Origin of the sequence: Pseudomonas sp. AD21 (genome assembly GCF_002878485.1) — a bacterium.
Taxonomy (GTDB): Bacteria; Pseudomonadota; Gammaproteobacteria; order Pseudomonadales; family Pseudomonadaceae; genus Aquipseudomonas.
In genome coordinates, this window is the sequence record NZ_NQYG01000011.1 from 133,368 (window position 1) to 151,927 (window position 18,560).

Consider the following 18,560-nt stretch of genomic DNA (forward strand, 5'->3'; position numbering starts at 1 on the left):
AATGCAGCAACTCAATCCTTCCGAAATAAGTGAAATTATCAAGGGCCGCATCGACAAGCTCGATGTGACCTCCCAAGCCCGTAACGAAGGCACTGTCGTCAGCGTATCTGACGGCATCGTGCGGATTCACGGTCTGGCCGACGTAATGTACGGCGAGATGATCGAGTTTCCGGGCGGCGTCTACGGTATGGCCCTCAACCTGGAGCAAGACTCCGTAGGTGCCGTTGTACTCGGCGCTTACCAGTCTCTGGCTGAAGGCATGAGCGCCAAGTGCACTGGCCGCATCCTCGAAGTTCCGGTGGGTAAGGAACTGCTGGGTCGCGTAGTCGACGCACTGGGTAACCCTGTTGACGGCAAAGGTCCACTGGGCAACACCGAGACCGACGCGGTCGAGAAAGTTGCACCGGGCGTGATCTGGCGTAAGTCGGTAGACCAGCCTGTACAGACTGGCTACAAGGCTGTCGATGCCATGATCCCTGTCGGCCGTGGCCAGCGTGAGCTGATCATCGGTGACCGTCAGATCGGTAAAACCGCTCTGGCGATCGACGCGATCATCAACCAGAAAGACAGCGGCATTTTCTGCGTCTACGTAGCAATCGGTCAGAAACAATCGACCATCGCCAACGTGGTTCGCAAGCTGGAAGAAAACGGCGCCCTGGCCAACACGATCATCGTGGCTGCCAGTGCCTCGGAATCTCCTGCGCTGCAATTCCTGGCACCGTACTCCGGTTGCACCATGGGTGAATTTTTCCGCGACCGCGGTGAAGACGCGCTGATCGTTTATGACGATCTGTCCAAGCAAGCAGTGGCTTACCGCCAGATTTCCCTGCTGCTGCGCCGTCCACCAGGCCGTGAAGCTTACCCAGGCGACGTGTTCTATCTCCACTCCCGTCTGCTGGAGCGCGCATCCCGCGTTTCGGAAGAGTACGTAGAGAAGTTCACCAACGGCGCAGTGACCGGCAAAACCGGTTCCCTGACCGCACTGCCGATCATCGAAACCCAGGCTGGCGACGTTTCCGCGTTCGTTCCGACCAACGTGATTTCCATCACCGACGGTCAGATCTTCCTGGAATCGGCCATGTTCAACTCGGGCATCCGCCCTGCAGTGAACGCCGGTGTTTCGGTATCCCGTGTGGGTGGTGCCGCTCAGACCAAGATCATCAAGAAGCTGTCCGGTGGTATCCGTACCGCTCTGGCTCAGTACCGTGAACTGGCGGCATTCGCCCAGTTCGCTTCTGACCTGGACGAAGCGACCCGTAAGCAACTTGAGCATGGTCAGCGCGTTACCGAGCTGATGAAGCAGAAGCAATACGCACCGATGTCGATCGCTGACATGGCGCTGTCGCTGTATGCCGCTGAGCGTGGGTTCCTGACTGACATTGAAATCGCCAAGATCGGCAGCTTCGAACAAGCGCTGATTGCTTTCTTCAACCGCGATCACGCCGATTTGATGGCCAAGATCAACGTTAAAGGTGACTTCAATGACGAAATCGACGCTGGCATGAAAGCCGGTATCGAGAAGTTCAAGGCCACCCAAACCTGGTAAGCCGCAGCGGGAGCCGCGAGGCTCCCGCTTGCTAACCTGATAGGTGTTACATGGCAGGCGCAAAAGAGATTCGCAGTAAGATTGCGAGCATCAAAAGCACGCAAAAGATTACCAGCGCCATGGAAAAAGTGGCGGTCAGCAAAATGCGCAAGGCACAAATGCGCATGGCTGCTAGCCGTCCTTATGCGGAGCGTATCCGCCAGGTTATTGGGCATCTGGCCAACGCCAACCCGGAATACCGCCACCCGTTCATGATCGACCGCGCTATCAAGCGTGTTGGTTATGTCGTTGTGAGCAGTGACCGTGGTCTGTGCGGCGGCTTGAATACCAACCTGTTCAAGGCCCTGGTCAAGGACATGGCGGTAAACCGCGAAAACGGCGTCGAGATTGATCTGTGTGTCGTTGGTAGCAAGGGTGCGGCCTTTTTCCGCAACTTCGGCGGTAACGTCGTTGCAGCTATCAGCCACCTGGGTGAAGAGCCGTCGATCAATGATCTGATCGGCAGCGTCAAGGTGATGCTGGATGCCTACCTGGATGGCCGTATTGACCGCCTGTCCGTGGTGTCCAACAAGTTCATCAACACCATGACGCAACAGCCTACCGTGGAGCAGTTGATTCCACTGGTGGCCACCCCGGATCAGGATCTCAAGCACCACTGGGACTATCTCTACGAACCGGATGCCAAAGAGCTGCTTGACGGCTTGATGGTCCGCTACGTTGAGTCGCAGGTCTACCAGGCGGTGGTCGAGAACAACGCGGCTGAACAAGCTGCGCGGATGATCGCGATGAAGAACGCTACCGACAACGCCGGTGATTTGATCAGCGATTTGCAGCTGATCTACAACAAGGCGCGTCAGGCTGCGATCACCCAAGAGATCTCGGAAATCGTCGGCGGCGCTGCCGCGGTTTAACGGTTCAAATATTCAGAGGATCCAGCTATGAGTAGCGGACGTATCGTTCAAATCATCGGCGCCGTTATCGACGTGGAATTTCCACGCGACAGCGTACCGAGCATCTACAACGCTTTGAAAGTTAAAAGCGATGCCGGCACCACTCTGGAAGTTCAGCAGCAGCTGGGCGACGGCGTGGTTCGTACCATTGCGATGGGTTCCACCGAGGGCTTGAAGCGCGGTCTGGAAGTTACCGATTCTGGCGCAGCCATCTCCGTACCGGTCGGTAAAGCGACCCTGGGCCGGATCATGGACGTCCTCGGTAACCCGATCGACGAAGCTGGCCCGATCGACACCGAAGAGCGTTGGGGCATTCACCGTCCAGCGCCTTCGTTCGCTGAACAGGCAGGCGGCAACGACCTGCTGGAAACCGGCATCAAGGTTATCGACCTGGTTTGCCCGTTTGCCAAAGGCGGTAAAGTCGGTCTGTTCGGTGGTGCCGGTGTAGGCAAAACCGTAAACATGATGGAACTGATCCGTAACATCGCCATCGAGCACAGCGGTTATTCCGTGTTCGCCGGTGTGGGTGAGCGTACTCGTGAGGGTAACGACTTCTACCACGAGATGAAGGACTCCAACGTTCTGGACAAAGTGGCACTGGTTTACGGTCAGATGAACGAGCCGCCGGGTAACCGTCTGCGCGTAGCACTGACCGGCCTGACCATGGCCGAGAAGTTCCGTGACGAAGGTAACGACGTTCTGCTGTTCGTCGACAACATCTATCGTTACACCCTGGCCGGTACTGAAGTATCCGCACTGCTGGGCCGTATGCCTTCGGCAGTAGGTTACCAGCCGACCCTGGCTGAAGAGATGGGCGTTCTGCAAGAACGTATCACTTCGACCAAGGAAGGTTCGATCACATCGATCCAGGCGGTATACGTACCTGCGGACGACTTGACCGACCCGTCGCCAGCGACCACCTTCGCCCACTTGGACGCCACCGTCGTTCTGTCCCGTGACATCGCTTCCCTGGGTATCTACCCAGCGGTAGATCCACTGGATTCGACTTCGCGCCAGCTGGACCCGAACGTAATTGGCCAGGACCACTACGACACCGCTCGCGGCGTTCAGTACGTTCTGCAACGTTACAAAGAGCTGAAGGACATCATCGCGATCCTGGGTATGGACGAGCTGTCGGAAGCCGACAAGCAGTTGGTAAACCGTGCTCGTAAGATCCAGCGCTTCTTGTCGCAGCCGTTCTTCGTGGCTGAAGTCTTCACCGGTGCTTCGGGTAAATACGTTTCCCTGAAAGACACCATTGCTGGCTTCAAAGGCATCCTCAACGGTGACTACGACCACCTGCCAGAACAAGCGTTCTACATGGTTGGCGGCATCGAAGAAGCGATCGAGAAAGCCAAGAAACTGTAATCCCGGCGCCCGGCAACGGGCGCTAATTTAGGTTGAGGCAATCAGATGGCTATGACAGTCCATTGCGATATCGTCAGCGCGGAAGGGGAAATCTTTTCCGGCCTGGTCGAGATGGTGATTGCGCACGGTGCACTGGGTGATCTTGGTATCGCTCTGGGTCACGCGCCGCTGATCACTAATCTGAAGCCAGGTCCGATCCGCCTGATCAAGCAAGGCGGGGAAGCCGAGGTGTTCTACATCTCCGGTGGTTTCCTCGAGGTTCAGCCGAACATGGTCAAGGTTCTTGCCGACACTGTGCAACGTGCCGCCGACCTGGATGAAGCTCAGGCTCAAGCAGCTCTCAAGGCTGCCGAGGCTGCTTTGCACGAAAAGAGCGCAGATTTCGACTACGGAGCTGCGTCCGCACGTCTGGCCGAGGCTGCAGCTCAGCTGCGCACCGTCCAGCAGATCCGCAAGAAGTTTGGCGGTTAATCCGTCAGCCACTTGTTGTGCGATTGATAAAAAAGGGTAGCCTCGGCTACCCTTTTTTCTTTTCCGATTTTTACAACCTGGTCGCAGTTGCTGACCACCCAGGATTGGTAGCCAGTCATGTCTCTCGAAATCGTTATTCTCGCGGCCGGTCAAGGCACCCGTATGCGTTCGGCGCTGCCGAAGGTGTTGCACCCGGTTGCCGGCAATTCAATGCTTGGTCATGTTATCCACAGCGCGCGGCAACTTGATCCGCAGCGCATCCATGTGGTCATCGGCCATGGTGCCGATGTGGTGCGTGAGCGTCTGGCCGCTGATGATCTGAATTTTGTATTGCAAGACAAGCAACTGGGCACAGGTCATGCCACCGCCCAGGCTGTTCCGTTCATCACCGCCGACACGGTCTTGATTCTCTACGGTGACGTGCCGCTGATCGAAGTCGAAACCCTGCAACGTCTGCTCAAGCATGTCGTACCGGGACAGATGGGGCTGCTGACCGTTGAGCTGCAAGACCCGACCGGTTACGGCCGCATCGTGCGCGACGCCGACGGCAAGGTTGCCGCGATTGTCGAGCACAAGGACGCCAGCGAAGCCCAGCGCGCAATCACCGAAGGCAACACCGGTATCCTCGCCGTCCCGGCCAATCATCTGGCCGACTGGATGAGCCGCCTGTCGAACAACAACGCACAGGGCGAGTACTACCTGACCGACGTGATTGAAATGGCGGTCAATGACGGCTTGGTGGTGGCTACCGAACAACCGCATGACCCGATGGAAGTGCAGGGCGCCAACGACCGCAAGCAACTGTCGGAGCTGGAGCGTCATTACCAGTTGCGCGCCGGTCGCCGACTGATGGCGCAAGGCGTGACCCTGCGTGACCCGGCGCGTTTCGATGTGCGCGGCGAAGTGACCGTTGGTCGCGACGTGCTGATCGACGTCAACGTGATCCTCGAAGGCAACGTCGTTATCGAAGACGACGTGGTGATCGGTCCGAACTGCGTAATCAAGGACAGCACCCTGCGCAAAGGTGTGGTGATCAAGGCCAACAGCCACATTGAAGGCGCGATTCTTGGTGAGGGCAGCGATGCCGGTCCGTTCGCCCGTCTGCGTCCGGGCACCGTGCTTGAAGCGCGCGCACATGTGGGTAACTTCGTCGAACTGAAAAACGCGCGGATGGGCGAGGGTGCCAAAGCTGGACACCTGACTTATCTGGGCGACGCCGAAATCGGTGCGCGCACCAACATCGGCGCTGGCACCATCACCTGCAACTACGATGGCGCCAACAAGTGGAAAACCGTGCTGGGTGAAGATGTATTCATCGGTTCCAACAACTCGTTGGTAGCGCCTGTGGATATCTCTTCGGGTGCTACCACGGCAGCCGGCTCGACCATCACGCAAAATGTGGATAACGCGCAGTTGGCCGTGGGTCGGGCGCGGCAGAAGAATATCGATGGCTGGAAGCGTCCGGTGAAAATCAAAAAGGGCTGAGTTATCCACAGCCTGACTTAGCCACGCAAATCCAATGTGGGAGCGGGCTTGCTCGCGAAAGCGTTAGAGCATTCAACGTTGATGTTGACTGACACGACGCCTTCGCGAGCAAGCCCGCTACCACATTTTTGTTCGTGTCGTTCTCAAAAAACTCTGCATCGCGCTTGACGATTTATGGTCGATAGGTTTTGATTGCTTCCGTTATCTTTCGAATCGAAACTTAAGTCGCCATGTCGAAACGCAACACTCCCCAGCGCCGGCACAACATTCTCGCCTTGCTCAATGAGCAGGGCGAAGTCAGTGTCGATGAATTGGCCAAGCGCTTCGAAACCTCGGAAGTTACGATCCGCAAGGACCTTGCGGCGCTGGAAAGCCATGGCCTGTTGCTGCGCCGTTACGGCGGGGCGATCACTATGCCGCAGGAATTGGTGGCTGAACCCGGCCAAAGCGTTTCGAAATACAAACAGGCGATTGCCCGCGCGGCGGTGAAACGCATTCGCGAGCACGCCCGGATCATCATCGACAGCGGCAGCACCACCGCAGCGATGATCCCCGAGCTTGGCCAGCAGCCGGGTCTGGTGGTCATGACCAACTCCCTGCATGTTGCCAACTCCTTGAGCGAGCTCGAACACGAGCCGGTGCTGTTGATGACCGGCGGCACCTGGGATCCGCATTCGGAGTCCTTTCAGGGCCAGGTGGCCGAGCAAGTACTACGCTCTTACGACTTCGACCAGTTGTTTATCGGCGCCGACGGCATCGATCTGGTGCGCGGGACCACCACGTTCAACGAATTGCTCGGCCTGAGCCGGGTGATGGCCGACGTCGCGAGGGAAGTCATCGTGATGGTCGAGGCCGACAAGATTGGCCGCAAAATTCCCAACCTGGAGCTGCCATGGAGCAGCGTCCATACCCTAATTACCGATGATCGCCTGCCCAACGATGCACGCGATCAGATTCAGGCCCGCGGTATCACCGTGATTTGCGCGGCTGTCAGTCAGGAGAAATAAGCATGTGTGGAATTGTCGGCGCAGTTGCTGAACGTAATATCACCGCCATCTTGCTCGAAGGCCTGAAGCGCCTTGAATACCGCGGCTATGACAGTGCCGGTGTGGCGGTTTTCACCAACGACGAAAAGCTCGAGCGCATGCGTCGCCCGGGCAAGGTCAGTGAGCTGGAAGCGGCGCTGGCTGAACATCCGCTTGTGGGTCGTCTCGGTATTGCGCACACCCGTTGGGCGACCCACGGCGCACCTTGCGAACGTAACGCGCACCCGCATTTCTCCGGCGATATTGCCGTGGTGCACAACGGCATCATCGAGAACCACGAAGCCCTGCGTGAGCAACTCAAGGCGCTGGGTTACGTGTTCACCTCGGACACCGACACCGAAGTCATCGCACACCTGCTGAACCACAAACTCAAGGATCAGCCTGACCTGACAGTTGCGCTCAAGGCGACCGTCAAGGAATTGCACGGTGCCTACGGTCTGGCCGTGATCAATGCACAACAGCCGGATCGTCTGGTTGCCGCGCGCAGTGGCAGCCCATTGGTGATCGGCCTGGGTCTGGGCGAGAACTTCCTCGCGTCCGACCAATTGGCGCTGCGTCAGGTCACCGACCGCTTCATGTACCTGGAAGAAGGCGATATCGCCGAAATCCGTCGTGACAGCGTGCAGATCTGGGATGTGAACGGTAATGTCGTCGAGCGTCAGACCGTGCAATACAGTGATGGCGCCGAGGCCGCCGACAAAGGTGAGTTCCGCCACTACATGCTCAAGGAAATCCATGAGCAACCGTCCGTTGTGCAACGCACCCTCGAAGGTCGTCTGAGCCCGAACCAGGTGCTGGTCCAGGCATTCGGCCCGCAAGCTGCCGAACTGTTCGCCAAAGTGCGCAACGTGCAGATCGTCGCCTGCGGCACCAGCTACCACGCCGGCATGGTCGCGCGTTACTGGCTCGAAGAACTGGCCGGTATTCCGTGCCAGGTCGAAGTGGCCAGCGAATTCCGCTACCGCAAGGTGGTGGTGCAACCGGACACGCTGTTCGTCACCATCTCCCAGTCCGGCGAAACCGCCGACACCCTGGCCGCGCTGCGCAATGCCAAGGAACTGGGCTTCCTCGCCAGCCTGGCGATCTGCAACGTCGGCATCAGCTCGTTGGTGCGTGAATCCGACCTGACCCTGCTGACCCAGGCCGGCCGCGAAATCGGTGTGGCGTCGACCAAAGCCTTTACCACGCAACTGGTCGGTCTGTTGCTGCTGACCCTGTCCCTGGGTCAGGTGCGCGGCACATTGGGTAAAGATGTCGAAGCCACACTGGTGGAAGAACTGCGTCGCCTGCCGACCCGTCTGGGCGAAGCGCTTGCGATGGACAGCACGGTGGAAAAAATCGCCGAACTGTTCGCCGAGAAGAACCACACCCTGTTCCTCGGCCGTGGCGCGCAATTCCCGGTGGCGATGGAAGGGGCCTTGAAGCTCAAGGAAATCTCTTACATCCACGCCGAAGCCTATCCGGCTGGCGAGCTGAAACACGGTCCGTTGGCGCTTGTGGATAACGACATGCCGGTGGTGACCGTTGCGCCGAACAACGAACTGCTGGAGAAGCTCAAGTCCAACCTGCAGGAAGTCCGCGCCCGTGGCGGTGAACTGATCGTGTTCGCCGACGAGAAAGCCGGGATGACCAACGGCGAAGGCACCCACGTGGTGCAGATGCCGCACATCCACGACATCCTCTCGCCGATCCTCTACACCATTCCGCTGCAATTGCTGTCGTACTACGTCGCCGTGCTCAAGGGCACCGACGTCGACCAGCCGCGCAACCTGGCGAAGTCGGTGACGGTGGAATAAGTTATCCACAGGGATAACCCGCAATAAAAGCGCACAACCTGGAGACCCATTGGAACTCCAGGTTGCAGCTTCCCCCCCCACGGTTTGTTACCAAACACCCCAGCGCGGCGCAAAGCCACGCTCATGTAACAGTCTTCGACTTCTCGAAAAAAATCCCAGCGTAAAAATTCAAGCACCCCGGAACCCTTGATTTTGGCGCTCTCCAGCCCTGTCAGCAGTTCTTGTTGGAGGACTTCTCGGCAAGTTGGCCGCTCGATTGCATATGCTTGTATGTACAAGTAAAGACGTATGCATACGAGTCGAAAGAAACGCCGCATTACGTCCACTGATTCGCTTGTCGCGCCAAGAGGCGCACAAGCCGCTTGCCCACCACCAGGGTTGGTTTGAATTGATCGCTGAGGAGTCTTTTTCGTGACTGACAATACCCAGAAACCTACGAAGTATCGTGACGTCGAGATCCGCGCTGCCCGCGGCAACACGCTGACCGCCAAGAGCTGGCTGACCGAAGCGCCGCTGCGCATGCTGATGAACAACCTCGACCCGGAAGTCGCCGAGAACCCGAAAGAACTGGTGGTCTACGGTGGTATCGGTCGCGCCGCGCGTAACTGGGAATGCTACGACAAGATCGTCGAGAGCCTGACCAACCTGAATGACGACGAGACCCTGCTGGTGCAATCCGGCAAGCCGGTCGGCGTGTTCAAGACTCACGCCAACGCCCCACGTGTGCTGATCGCCAACTCCAACCTGGTGCCACACTGGGCGAGTTGGGAGCACTTCAACGAACTCGACGCCAAAGGCCTGGCCATGTACGGCCAGATGACCGCTGGCAGCTGGATCTACATCGGCAGCCAGGGCATCGTTCAGGGCACCTACGAAACCTTCGTCGAAGCCGGTCGCCAACACTACAACGACAACCTCACTGGCAAGTGGGTGCTGACTGCCGGCCTCGGCGGCATGGGCGGTGCTCAGCCACTGGCCGCCACCCTGGCTGGCGCTTGCTCGCTGAACATCGAATGCCAACAGGTGAGCATCGATTTCCGCCTGAAAAGTCGCTACGTCGATGAGCAAGCCAAAGACCTCGACGACGCCCTGGCACGCATCGCCAAATACACGAAAGAAGGCAAGGCAATCTCCATCGCCCTGCTGGGTAACGCCGCAGAAATCCTCCCGGAACTGGTCAAGCGTGGCGTGCGCCCGGACATGGTCACCGACCAGACCAGCGCCCACGACCCACTCAACGGCTACCTGCCAGCCGGCTGGACCTGGGACGAGTACCGCGCCCGCGCCAAGACCGAACCGGCCGCCGTGATCAAAGCCGCCAAGCAGTCGATGGCGGTGCACGTCAACGCCATGCTGGCGTTCCAGAAACAAGGCATTCCGACCTTCGACTACGGCAACAACATCCGTCAGATGGCGCAGGAAGAAGGCGTCGAAAACGCGTTCGACTTCCCGGGCTTCGTACCGGCCTACATCCGCCCACTGTTCTGCCGTGGCATCGGCCCGTTCCGCTGGGCGGCACTGTCGGGTGACCCGCAAGACATCTACAAGACCGACGCCAAAGTCAAAGAGCTGATCCCGGACGACGCGCACCTGCACAACTGGCTGGACATGGCCCGCGAGCGCATCAGCTTCCAGGGTCTGCCGGCGCGTATCTGCTGGGTCGGCCTGGGCCAGCGCGCCAAGCTCGGCCTGGCGTTCAACGAAATGGTGCGTAGTGGCGAATTGTCGGCGCCGATCGTGATCGGTCGCGACCACCTCGACTCCGGCTCGGTCGCCAGCCCCAACCGTGAAACCGAATCGATGCAGGACGGTTCCGACGCTGTGTCCGACTGGCCACTGCTCAACGCTCTGCTGAACACCGCGAGCGGCGCGACCTGGGTCTCGCTGCACCACGGCGGTGGCGTGGGCATGGGCTTCTCGCAACACTCGGGCATGGTGATTGTCTGCGACGGTACTGACGAAGCGGCCGAGCGCATTGCTCGCGTACTGCACAACGACCCGGCTACCGGCGTCATGCGCCACGCCGATGCCGGTTACCAGATCGCCATCGACTGCGCCAAGGAGCAGGGCCTGAACCTGCCAATGATTACCGGTAAATAAACGCAAAAACTGTGGGGAATGCTTTGGGTGGGAGTGGGCTTGCTCACGAATGCGTTGGATCAGTCAGCACATGTTTCGAATGTGCCGACGCCTTCGCGAGCAAGCCCGCTCCCACCCAAAGCAGCCACAAAAACGCTCAGTGAACTCGAATAACAATCCACAGAGGTTGAATCATGGCTGTAACTCCCGATCGTGCAGGCAACAAACCGTTGATCGAAAGGCGTTCGATCGACTACATCCCGGAAGCGGAAAGACACGGTCGTCTGTTTAGCCAGTTCACCCTGTGGATGGGTGCGAACCTGCAAATCACCGCGATTGTCACCGGGGCGTTGGCCGTGGTGCTGGGCGGTGACGTGTTCTGGTCGTTGATCGGTCTGTTGATCGGTCAACTGCTGGGCGGTGGCGTGATGGCGCTGCATGCGGCGCAAGGGCCGAAGCTCGGCCTGCCGCAGATGATCTCCAGCCGGGTGCAGTTTGGCGTATATGGTGCGGCGATTCCGATCGTGCTGGTGTGCCTGATGTACCTGGGCTTCACCGCCACCGGCACCGTATTGTCCGGCCAGGCGCTGGGTCAGCTGTTCGGCGTCAGCGACACCGTCGGCATCCTGCTGTTTGCCAGTGTCATTGTGGTGGTCACGGTGCTCGGTTATCGGGTGATCCACTGGATCGGCCGAATCGCCAGTGTGATCGGTGTGATTGCCTTCGTTTATCTGTTCAGCCGTCTGCTGAGCCAGGTTGATGTGGGCGCGCTGTTGCAGATCCGACACTTCAGCTGGAGCAGCTTCCTGCTGGCCGTGTCGCTCGCGGCATCCTGGCAGATCGCGTTCGGCCCGTATGTGGCGGACTATTCGCGCTACCTGCCGAGCAAGATTTCTTCGGTGAAAACCTTCTTTGCCGCTGGCGCAGGTTCGGTTATCGGTGCTCAGGTGGCGATGGTCCTTGGCGTGTTCGCGGCGGCTTCGGCCAACGGTCAGTTCGCCGGGCATGAAGTGGCTTACATCGTAGGGCTGGGCGGCACCGGTGCCACCGCTGCGCTGCTGTACTTCAGCATCGCCTTCGGCAAGGTGACCATCTCGACGCTGAACTCCTACGGCAGCTTCATGTGCATCGCCACCATCATCAGCGGTTTTCGTGGGCACCTGACGGTGTCGCGCCTGCAGCGTCTGGTGTTCGTGCTGGTGATCGTCAGTGCGGCGACCCTGATCGCGTTGCTCGGCCAGCACTCGTTCCTCGGTGCGTTCAAGTCCTTCATCCTGTTCCTGCTGGCGTTCTTCACGCCATGGAGCGCGATCAACCTGGTGGATTACTACTGCATCACCCGCGAGCGCTATGACGTACCGGCGCTGGCCGATCCGAACGGTCGCTATGGCCGCTGGAACCTGCTCGGAATCAGCGTCTATGTGTTCGGTGTGCTGGTGCAGCTGCCGTTCATCTCCACCAAGTTCTACACCGGCCCGCTGGTGGCCGCCCTCGGTGATGTGGACATCTCCTGGATCATCGGTCTGGTGATGCCTGCTGTTCTGTATTACGTGTGCGCGAAAAAATGGCACGGCTCGGTGCCTGATCAACTGATTCTGCCGGTCGAGCAGAGCAGCGTTGTACAACCTGAAAAAAGTGGGGCCGGGCGCGCTGCGGCGCAGGCCTGATTGGACGTGGACAGGGCTGGATGCCTCTTGACTGCCGTAAGCCAATTCATGATTAGGAGCGTCGCAACAATGAAATCGAACAAGACCCTGCTGACCACACTGCTGTCCATGGGCCTGTTGGCCAGTGCCGGCGCCACCCAGGCGGCCGGTTGGTGCGAGTCCGGCAAACCGGTGAAATTCGCCGGTCTGAACTGGGAAAGCGCCATGCTGCTGACCGACGTGCTGCAAGTGGTGCTGGAGAAAGGTTACGACTGTAAGACCGACAGCCTGCCGGGCAACTCCATCACCATGGAGAACGCCCTGAGCAGTAACGATATTCAAGTGTTCGCCGAAGAATGGGTCGGCCGCAGCGAGGTCTGGAACAAGGCCGAGAAGGCCGGCAAGGTCGTCGGTATCGGCGCGCCGATCGTCGGCGCTGTCGAAGGCTGGTACGTTCCGCGCTACGTGATCGAAGGCGATGCCAAGCGCAAGCTTGAACCGAAAGCCCCGGACCTGAAAAACATTGCCGATCTGGGCAAATACGCAGCCATTTTCAAGGACGCTGAAGAGCCGTCCAAAGGCCGTTTCTACAACTGCCCGGCCGGCTGGACCTGTGAGCTGGACAACAGCGAAATGCTGAAAAGCTACGGCCTGGAAAACACCTACACCAACTTCCGTCCGGGCACCGGCCCGGCGCTGGATGCGGCGGTTCTGTCGAGCTACAAGCGTGGCGAGCCGATCCTGTTCTACTACTGGTCGCCAACCCCACTGATGGGCCAGATCGACGCGGTCAAACTCGAAGAGAAACCGGGCGTCGACAAGACCGTGAGCATCAAGGTCGGCCTGTCCAAGACCTTCCACGAGCAAGCCCCGGAGCTGGTGGCCGTGCTGGAAAAGGTCAACCTGCCGATCGACCTGCTGAACCAGAACCTGGGACGCATGGCGAAGGAACGTATCGAGTCGCCAAAACTGGCGAAAATCTTCCTCAAGGAACATCCTGAAGTCTGGCACGCATGGGTGAGCGACGACGCAGCCAGGAAAATCGACGCGGCCTTGTAGGTTGAGCTTCTCCGGCTGTCGGCAACGGCAGCCGGACGCTTGATCGCAACCCCTTGATTGAGAGTCTCTTATGTTTCCCGAAAGCTTTACCTTTTCCATCGCCGACTGGGTCAACGGTTGGGTCGATTCGCTGGTCACCAACTACGGTGATGTGTTCCGCCACATCTCGGACACCCTGCTATGGGCCATCGTCAACCTCGAAGGCCTGCTGCGTGCAGCGCCGTGGTGGTTGATGCTGGCGATCGTCGGTGTAGTCGCCTGGCACGCCACGCGCAAAGTCGTGACCACTGCCGTCATCGTTGGTCTGCTGTTCCTCGTTGGCGCTGTTGGCCTGTGGGACAAACTCATGCAGACCCTGGCGCTGATGATGGTCGCGACGATCATTTCGGTGTTGATCGGCATTCCGCTGGGGATTCTCTCGGCGCGCAGCAATCGCCTGCGTTCGGTGCTGATGCCGCTGCTCGACATCATGCAGACCATGCCCAGCTTCGTGTACCTGATTCCGGTGCTGATGCTGTTCGGCCTGGGCAAGGTCCCGGCGATTTTTGCCACGGTGATCTACGCCGCACCGCCGCTGATCCGCCTGACCGACCTGGGCATTCGTCAGGTTGACGGCGAAGTCATGGAAGCGATCAACGCCTTCGGTGCCAACCGCTGGCAGCAACTGTTCGGCGTGCAACTGCCGCTGGCCCTGCCGAGCATCATGGCCGGGATCAACCAGACCACCATGATGGCCCTGTCGATGGTGGTGATCGCCTCGATGATCGGCGCCCGAGGCCTGGGTGAAGATGTGCTGGTGGGGATTCAGACCCTCAACGTCGGGCGCGGCCTCGAAGCCGGTCTGGCGATCGTGATTCTCGCAGTGGTCATCGACCGCATTACTCAGGCGTACGGTCGGCCACGGCATGAGGTGAGCAAATGAGCAACGCAACCGTGAGCAAGATCGAAGTCAAAAACGTCTTCAAGATTTTCGGCAACCGCGCCAAGGACGCACTGGCGATGGTTGGCCAGGGCAAGACCAAGGATCAGGTGCTGAACGAAACCGGTTGCGTGGTCGGGGTCAACGACCTGTCGCTGAGCATTGGCACCGGTGAGATCTTCGTGATCATGGGCCTGTCCGGTTCCGGCAAGTCGACCCTTGTGCGTCACTTCAATCGCCTGATCGACCCGACCAGCGGCGCAATCCTGGTCGACGGTGTGGACATCCTGCAATACGACATGGACGCCCTGCGCGAATTTCGCCGGCACAAGATCAGCATGGTGTTCCAGAGCTTCGGCCTGCTGCCGCACAAAACCGTGCAGGAGAACGTCGCCTACGGCCTGAAAGTGCGCGGCGAGAGCAAGCAGATGTGCGCCGAACGTGCGTTGCACTGGATCAACACCGTGGGCCTCAAGGGCTACGAAAACAAATACCCGCATCAGCTTTCCGGTGGCATGCGTCAGCGTGTCGGCCTGGCCCGTGCACTGGCGGCAGACACCGACATCATCCTGATGGACGAAGCGTTCAGTGCACTCGACCCGCTGATCCGCGCCGAGATGCAGGACCAGTTGCTGGAGCTGCAAAAGACTTTGCACAAGACCATCGTATTCATCACTCACGACCTCGACGAGGCGGTGCGTATCGGCAACCGCATTGCGATCCTCAAGGATGGCCGCCTGATTCAGGTCGGTACACCGCGCGAGATCCTGCATTCGCCGGCGGATGAATATGTCGACCGGTTCGTGCAGCGGCGGGCGGCGGTGGTTTGACGCTCGTTCCCACGCTCTGCGTGGGAATGCATCCCGTGACGCTCCGCGTCACCTTGCACAGAGCAGAAGTCGGGACGCGGAGCGTCCCAGGCGGCATTCCCACGCAGAGCGTGGGAACGATCTTGTTCATGAGGTTTTTTAGATGTCCCAGGCTGAAAAAATCATTATCACCGGCAACCCTCTGCGTTGGCAGGACGTGGTCGCCGTCGCCCGTCACGGCGCACCTCTGGAGTTGTCGAGCGAGACCTGGGCGCGCATCGAAAACGCGCAAGGCATCGTCCAGCGTATCGTCGAAAGCGGCGAGCGTGCCTATGGCGTCAACACCGGTCTGGGTGGCTTGTCCAACGTCTCGCTGAAAGACGAACAGCTCAGCCAGCTGTCGCGCAATACCTTGCTCAGCCACGCCTGCGGTGTCGGCCCGGTGTTGCCCGATGAGCAAACCCGCGCGATCATCTGCGCCGCCGTCCACAACTACAGCCACGGCAAATCCGGCATTCATCGCCGCGTGGTCGAAGGGCTGCTGGCACTGCTCAATCGCGGCATTACCCCGCAGGTTCCGTCGCAAGGTTCGGTGGGTTACCTGACCCACATGGCGCACATCGGCATCGCGCTGCTGGGCGTGGGCAATGTCAGCTATCGCGGGCAAATCACCTCGGCGCAACAGGCGCTGGTCGAAGAGGGCCTGCAACCGGTGCAACTCGGCGCGAAGGACGGCTTGTGCCTGGTCAACGGCACGCCGTGCATGACCGGCCTCAGCTGCCTGGCGATTGCCGATGCGACGCGGCTGGTGCAGTGGGCCGATGTGATCGGCGCCATGAGCTTCGAAGCCCAGCGCGGTCAGATCGCCGCATTCGATGCCGAAATCATCGCGCTCAAGCCGCACCCGGGCATGCAGCAGGTCGGTGTCAATCTGCGCGCGTTGCTCGATGGCAGTGAAGTGATCGCGGCGAGTAAAGGCATTCGCACTCAGGATGCGCTGAGCATTCGTTCGATCCCGCAGGTGCATGGTGCTGCGCGCGATCAACTGGATCACGCGATCAAGCAGGTCGAAGCCGAACTCAACGGCTGCACCGACAACCCGCTGCTGCTGGGTACGCCGGAGAGTTTCCGGGTGATGTCGCAAGCCAACCCGCACGGCCAATCCGTGGCGATGGCAGCGGACGTGCTGGCGATTGCCATGGCCGAAATCGGCTCGATCGCCGAGCGTCGTCTCGATCGTCTGGTGAATCCGCACGTCAGCGGTCTGCCGGCGTTTCTGGTGGCCAACCCGGGGGTGAACTCCGGGATGATGATCGTGCAATACGTCGCCGCCTCACTGTGCGCGGAAAACCGCCAGCTGGCGCAACCGGCGGTGCTCGACAACTACGTCACCTCGGGCCTGCAGGAAGATCACCTGAGCATGGGCACCAGCGCCGCGCTGAAGCTGCACCGTGCCCTGGAAAACTGCACGCAGATCCTCGCCATCGAGTACCTGCTGGCGGCGCAGGCCTTTGAATTCCTCAAGGAGCAGCGCTTTGGCGCAGGCACTGACCGGGCGTGGCGACTGCTGCGCGAAACCGTCCCGGCCTACGATCAGGATCGCTGGCTGGCGCCGGATATCGCCGCCGCCGCGAGTGTTTTGAAAGACTCGAATTCGCTGCACAACGTGTTACCGAATCTGCACTGACAATACCCATACCAGCGTGCCAAGGCGCGGATCGTCCACAAGACGAGAAGCGACGGATAACGGAATGCTCCGGAGCGACTGGTAGTTAATAACAATGCCTAAACAGGAGCATTTTAATGACTGCGCTGAACCTGATTCCCGGCCAACTGAGCCTGGCGCAACTGCGTGACGTTTATCAGCACCCGGTCAAGCTGACCCTCGACAACAGCGCTGCCGCACAGATCGAAGCCAGCGTCGCGTGCGTCGAGCAGATCCTCGCCGAGAATCGCACCGCCTACGGCATCAACACCGGTTTCGGCCTGCTGGCCTCGACCCGCATCGCCAGCGAAGACCTGGAAAACCTGCAGCGTTCGTTGGTGCTGTCCCACGCCGCCGGCGTCGGCCAGCCGATCAGTGATGAGCTGGTGCGCCTGATCATGGTGCTCAAGGTCAACAGCCTCAGCCGTGGTTTCTCCGGTATTCGCCGCGTGGTGATCGATGCGCTGATCGCGCTGATCAACGCCGAGGTCTATCCGCACATTCCGCTGAAAGGCTCGGTGGGTGCCTCGGGCGATCTGGCGCCGCTGGCGCACATGTCGCTGGTGCTGCTGGGCGAAGGCAAGGCGCGCTACAAGGGCGAGTGGATGGAAGCCACCGAAGCGCTGAAAGTCGCCGGTCTGACCCCGCTGACTTTGGCGGCTAAAGAAGGTCTGGCGTTGCTCAACGGTACTCAGGTGTCCACCGCGTTTGCCCTGCGTGGCTTGTTTGAAGGTGAAGACCTGTTCGCCGGTGCGCTGGCGCTGGGCGGCCTGACCGTTGAAGCCGTTTTGGGTTCGCGCTCGCCGTTCGACGCGCGCATCCACGCCGCCCGTGGCCAGAAAGGCCAGATCGACGCCGCTGCGGCTTATCGCGATCTGCTCGGCGAGCGCAGCGAAGTCTCCGATTCGCACCAGAACTGCGAAAAGGTCCAGGACCCGTACTCGCTGCGCTGCCAGCCGCAAGTCATGGGCGCCTGCCTGACCCAGTTCCGTCAGGCCGCCGACGTGCTGGTCATCGAAGCCAACGCCGTCTCCGACAACCCGTTGGTGTTCGCTGCTGAAGGCGATGTGATTTCCGGCGGCAACTTCCATGCTGAACCGGTGGCCATGGCCGCTGACAACATGGCCTTGGCCATCGCTGAAATCGGCTCGCTGAGCGAACGCCGCATCTCGCTGATGATGGACAAGCACATGTCGCAACTGCCGCCGTTCCTGGTGGCCAATGGCGGGGTCAACTCCGGCTTCATGATTGCTCAGGTGACCGCCGCAGCACTGGCCAGCGAGAACAAGGCGCTGGCCCATCCGCATTCGGTCGACAGCCTGCCGACCTCGGCCAACCAGGAAGACCACGTGTCGATGGCCCCGGCTGCCGGCAAGCGTCTGTGGGAAATGGCCGAAAACACCCGCGGGATTCTCGCCGTGGAATGGCTGGCGGCGGTGCAGGGCCTGGACCTGCGCAACGGTCTGAAGACTTCGACCAAGCTGGAACAGGCGCGGGCGATTCTGCGCAAGGAAGTGCCGTTCTACGAGAAGGACCGCTTCTTTGCGCCGGACATCAATGCGGCGACCGAGCTGCTGGCTTCGCGGTGTCTGACCGAACTGGTTCCAGCGAAACTTTTGCCTAGTTTGTAACCCACCCACTGATCGTTCCCACGCTCTGCGTGGGAATGCAGCCCGTGACG

The 18,560-nt window shown here is 59.9% G+C and carries 14 protein-coding genes; all 14 read left to right on the forward strand.

Translation table 11 applies throughout. The features are described from left to right. Nucleotide 1: 1 nt before the first annotated feature. A complete protein-coding gene (gene atpA / locus PseAD21_RS09935) occupies nt 2–1,546 on the forward strand; it encodes a F0F1 ATP synthase subunit alpha (protein ID WP_016984064.1) in 1,545 nt (514 codons plus the stop codon). Between the two features lie 50 nt (nt 1,547–1,596). Then, nucleotides 1,597–2,457, forward strand: a complete 861-nt coding sequence (gene atpG, locus PseAD21_RS09940) for a F0F1 ATP synthase subunit gamma (RefSeq protein ID WP_008084419.1) — start codon at nt 1,597–1,599, stop codon at nt 2,455–2,457. A gap of 27 nt (nt 2,458–2,484) precedes the next feature. Then, complete coding sequence (gene atpD, locus PseAD21_RS09945; protein WP_016984062.1) at nt 2,485–3,864, forward strand: F0F1 ATP synthase subunit beta; 1,380 nt, start codon at nt 2,485–2,487, stop codon at nt 3,862–3,864. Nucleotides 3,865–3,909: 45 nt separating this feature from the next. Next, nucleotides 3,910–4,335, forward strand: a complete 426-nt coding sequence (locus tag PseAD21_RS09950; protein WP_007954164.1) for a F0F1 ATP synthase subunit epsilon — start codon at nt 3,910–3,912, stop codon at nt 4,333–4,335. Nucleotides 4,336–4,452: 117 nt separating this feature from the next. After that, entirely contained in the window at nt 4,453–5,820 is a 1,368-nt protein-coding gene (gene glmU / locus PseAD21_RS09955) for a bifunctional UDP-N-acetylglucosamine diphosphorylase/glucosamine-1-phosphate N-acetyltransferase GlmU (protein ID WP_102355519.1), read from the forward strand. A 230-nt stretch (nt 5,821–6,050) separates the two neighbouring features. Next, nucleotides 6,051–6,827, forward strand: coding sequence for a DeoR/GlpR family DNA-binding transcription regulator (locus tag PseAD21_RS09965; RefSeq protein WP_102355520.1), 777 nt, complete (start codon nt 6,051–6,053; stop codon nt 6,825–6,827). 2 nt (nt 6,828–6,829) lie between these two features. Further along, nucleotides 6,830–8,662 (forward strand): glutamine--fructose-6-phosphate transaminase (isomerizing), encoded by a 1,833-nt coding sequence (gene glmS, locus PseAD21_RS09970; RefSeq protein ID WP_102355521.1) that lies wholly within the window; start codon nt 6,830–6,832, stop codon nt 8,660–8,662. A 411-nt stretch (nt 8,663–9,073) separates the two neighbouring features. After that, nucleotides 9,074–10,762: a urocanate hydratase gene (gene hutU, locus PseAD21_RS09975; RefSeq protein WP_102355522.1), complete on the forward strand. Its 1,689-nt coding sequence runs from the start codon at nt 9,074–9,076 to the stop codon at nt 10,760–10,762. A gap of 173 nt (nt 10,763–10,935) precedes the next feature. Next, nucleotides 10,936–12,408 (forward strand): cytosine permease, encoded by a 1,473-nt coding sequence (locus tag PseAD21_RS09980; RefSeq protein ID WP_102355523.1) that lies wholly within the window; start codon nt 10,936–10,938, stop codon nt 12,406–12,408. 69 nt (nt 12,409–12,477) lie between these two features. Next, nucleotides 12,478–13,446, forward strand: coding sequence for an ABC transporter substrate-binding protein (locus PseAD21_RS09985; RefSeq protein ID WP_102355524.1), 969 nt, complete (start codon nt 12,478–12,480; stop codon nt 13,444–13,446). A 70-nt stretch (nt 13,447–13,516) separates the two neighbouring features. Further along, the gene (locus tag PseAD21_RS09990) at nt 13,517–14,368 is read left to right on the forward strand and encodes a proline/glycine betaine ABC transporter permease (protein ID WP_007949591.1); all 852 of its coding nucleotides are present in this window, start codon (nt 13,517–13,519) and stop codon (nt 14,366–14,368) included. Next, nucleotides 14,365–15,195, forward strand: coding sequence for a glycine betaine/L-proline ABC transporter ATP-binding protein (locus PseAD21_RS09995; RefSeq protein ID WP_049827999.1), 831 nt, complete (start codon nt 14,365–14,367; stop codon nt 15,193–15,195). Before PseAD21_RS09990 ends, PseAD21_RS09995 begins: the two co-directional genes overlap by 4 nt. A 142-nt stretch (nt 15,196–15,337) precedes the next feature. Continuing rightward, the gene (gene hutH, locus PseAD21_RS10000; protein ID WP_102355525.1) at nt 15,338–16,861 is read left to right on the forward strand and encodes a histidine ammonia-lyase; all 1,524 of its coding nucleotides are present in this window, start codon (nt 15,338–15,340) and stop codon (nt 16,859–16,861) included. Nucleotides 16,862–16,977: 116 nt separating this feature from the next. After that, complete coding sequence (gene hutH / locus PseAD21_RS10005) at nt 16,978–18,510, forward strand: histidine ammonia-lyase (protein ID WP_102355526.1); 1,533 nt, start codon at nt 16,978–16,980, stop codon at nt 18,508–18,510. Nucleotides 18,511–18,560: the final 50 nt, after the last annotated feature.